Genomic DNA, 2,849 nt, shown 5'->3' on the forward strand with positions numbered 1-2,849 from the left:
TGCCTGATCGAGCGTCACCACCGACACGTTCACGATATCCGCAATCGGCAAGCGGTCCCACAAGATCGCCTGCATCAGGTTCTGGTTGTACTTCATGACAGGCGTCTGCCCTGTGAAAAACGAATGCGATTTGGCCCAGCCCAAACCGAAGCGAATGCTTAATGCACCTTTCTTCGCGGCTGCATCGGCGGCGCCCGGATCGTCGGTGACATAAAGGCCCGGAATGCCGATCGCCCCGGCCACGCGTGTGATTTCCATCAGCGAGTTCAGCACCGTTGCTGGCGCTTCTTCCTGGTGTCCGCTGCTGCCGGTGCCATGCGCTTCGAAGCCGACGCAATCGACGGCGCAATCCACTTCCGGCGTGCCGAGGATCGCCGCGATCTGCTCGCTGAGCGTTGCATCCTTCGATAGATCCACCGTCTCGAATCCGACCTTGCGTGCATGCGCCAACCGCTCTTCGTTCATGTCGCCGACAATCGTGACAGCGGCGCCGAGCAGACGCGCCGACGCCGCGGCAGCCATCCCCACAGGTCCGGCGCCTGCGATATAAACCGTCGAGCCAGGTTTCACGCCCGCCATCACTGCGCCGTGATACCCCGTCGGCAGGATGTCAGATAGACACGTGAGGTCGCGAATCTTGGACATTGCCTGCTCGCGATCCGGAAACTTCAGCAGATTGAAATCGGCGTAAGGGACCATGACGTATTCCGCCTGCCCTCCGATCCAGCCGCCCATATCGACGTAACCATAAGCGCCGCCTGCACGCGATGGATTAACGTTCAGGCATACGCCGGTGTTCTGCGCCTTGCAGGTCGGGCATCGTCCGCATGCCACGTTGAATGGCACGGAAACCAGATCGCCGATCTTGAGCGTCTCGACATCGCGCCCGACTTCAATCACTTCGCCCGTGATCTCGTGCCCGAGCACCAGTCCGACTTGCGCGGTCGTGCGGCCTCGCACCATATGCTGGTCGGAGCCGCAGATGTTCGTGGTGACGACTTTGAGAATCACGCCATGGCCGATTTGCCGGCCGCCCGGGTCAACCATTTTCGGATAGTCGATGGACTGCACTTCCACCTTGCCCTGCCCTAAATACACAACGCCGCGATTGTTGCTCATTGCCTTGTCTCCTTTCTCTCGTGGACGATCCGCACGGCTGACAACGCCGTGCACCGTCTCAGGAGCGTAGTCCCGTCCCGCATGGGGCATGCGCCTCCAACGCGACACGGGTTTGGCCGAAACCGACACGACGGTTTTTTATTGATTGACCGTTCAATATAAAATACCTAGGATTCAGGTCACGCATCTGGCAACCGTTTTAAAGAGAGAACGTCCATGCCCAAGCTTGGAATGCGCGAGATCCGCCGGGCGCAGTTGATCGATGCGACCCTGCTTACCATCGACCATGCAGGTCTTCCCGGCACGACGCTCGCGTCTGTCGCGCAGCGTGCGAGCATCTCCACGGGTATCGTCAGTCATTATTTCGGCGACAAAGACGGCCTGCTCGAAGCCACCATGCGGCACGTGCTGCGCGACTTGTGGAACGCAACCTCGCGCAAGCGCCGTGCGGCGAAAGACGAACCGCGGGCGCGCTTGCGCGCCGTGGTAGCCGCGAATTTCGACGCAGCGCAAGTCAGCAATCCCGTAACAAAGACGTGGCTCGCGTTCTGGTCGGAGAGCATGCACAAGCCGCAATTGCAGCGCTTGCAGCGTATCAATACGCGACGCCTCCACTCAAATCTGTGCGCGGATTTCTCGAAGGCCTTGCCGCGTGTTGCAGCGCGTCGTGCGGCAAGCGGGCTGGCCGCGTTGATCGATGGCTTGTGGTTGCGCGGCGCCTTGTCGGGCGAACCGTTCGATACGAAGTCCGCGATCCGGCTCGCCAACGATTACATCGACCTCGTGCTCGATACACGCGGCCGCACTCTCACCTAAAGGACTACGCCATGCCCGCATTCGAATTGCAGCGCCTGTATATTGGCGGCGCTTACGTGGACGCCACCAGCGGTGAGACGTTCGACAGCATCGATCCCGCCACCGGCGAGACGCTTGCAAGCATCCAGCAGGCGAGCGCCGCCGATATCGATCGCGCAGTGCGATCGGCGCATGAAGGCCAGCGTGAATGGGCCGCCATGACCGCGATGCAACGCTCGCGGATCTTGCGACGCGCAGTGGACATTCTCCGCGAACGCAACGACGAACTCGCCGCGCTTGAGACGCGTGACACCGGCAAGCCGATTACGGAGACCCGCGCGGTAGATATCGTGACGGGTGCCGATGTCATCGAGTACTACGCTGGACTCGCGACGGCCATTGAAGGCCGGCAGATCCCGCTGCGTCCGACATCGTTCGTCTATACACGGCGCGAACCGCTCGGCGTTTGCGCGGGCATCGGCGCGTGGAATTATCCGATCCAGATCGCATGCTGGAAGGCGGCGCCGGCGCTCGCTGCAGGCAATGCGATGATTTTCAAGCCAAGCGAAGTCACGCCTCTGAGCACGTTGAAACTCGCTGAAATCTTTACGGAGGCAGGCATACCGGCAGGGGTATTTAACGTCGTGCAAGGCGACGGCCGCGTTGGCGCAATGCTGGCAACGCACCCCGACATTGCAAAGATATCGTTTACAGGCGGCGTTGAAACCGGCAAGAAAGTCATGTCGATGGCCGGCGGTTCATCGTTGAAAGAAGTCACGATGGAACTCGGCGGCAAGTCGCCTCTGATCGTTTTCGATGACGCCAATCTTGAGCGCGCGGCAGACATTGCAATGAGCGCCAACTTCTTCAGCTCCGGCCAGGTTTGCACCAACGGCACGCGCGTGTTCGTTCAGCGGACCGTCCATGCACGCTTC

At 60.7% G+C, this 2,849-nt stretch carries 3 protein-coding genes; 2 read left to right on the forward strand and 1 reads right to left on the reverse strand.

Annotation, left to right across the window (positions count from 1 at the left end; genetic code table 11):
* A partial coding sequence (gene fdhA, locus ACFFAR_RS30000) for a formaldehyde dehydrogenase, glutathione-independent (protein ID WP_375509096.1) occupies positions 1-1,119 on the reverse strand: 1,119 nt, incomplete at its 3' end.
* 216 nt (positions 1,120-1,335) lie between these two features.
* Between fdhA and betI the strand changes: the two genes are divergently transcribed.
* Entirely contained in the window at positions 1,336-1,935 is a 600-nt protein-coding gene (gene betI, locus ACFFAR_RS30005) for a transcriptional regulator BetI (protein WP_062172604.1), read from the forward strand.
* An 11-nt stretch (positions 1,936-1,946) separates the two neighbouring features.
* Positions 1,947-2,849 (forward strand): aldehyde dehydrogenase family protein (locus tag ACFFAR_RS30010; protein ID WP_375509097.1); only part of this gene is annotated, 903 nt, incomplete at its 3' end.

This window comes from uncultured Caballeronia sp. (assembly GCF_964243625.1).
Lineage (GTDB): Bacteria > Pseudomonadota > Gammaproteobacteria > Burkholderiales > Burkholderiaceae > Caballeronia.

Coding starts and splice junctions, on each gene's coding strand:
- betI (WP_062172604.1), top strand. CDS start 1,336: ATGCCCAAGCTTGGAATGCGCGAGATCCGCCGGGCGCAGTTGATCGAT.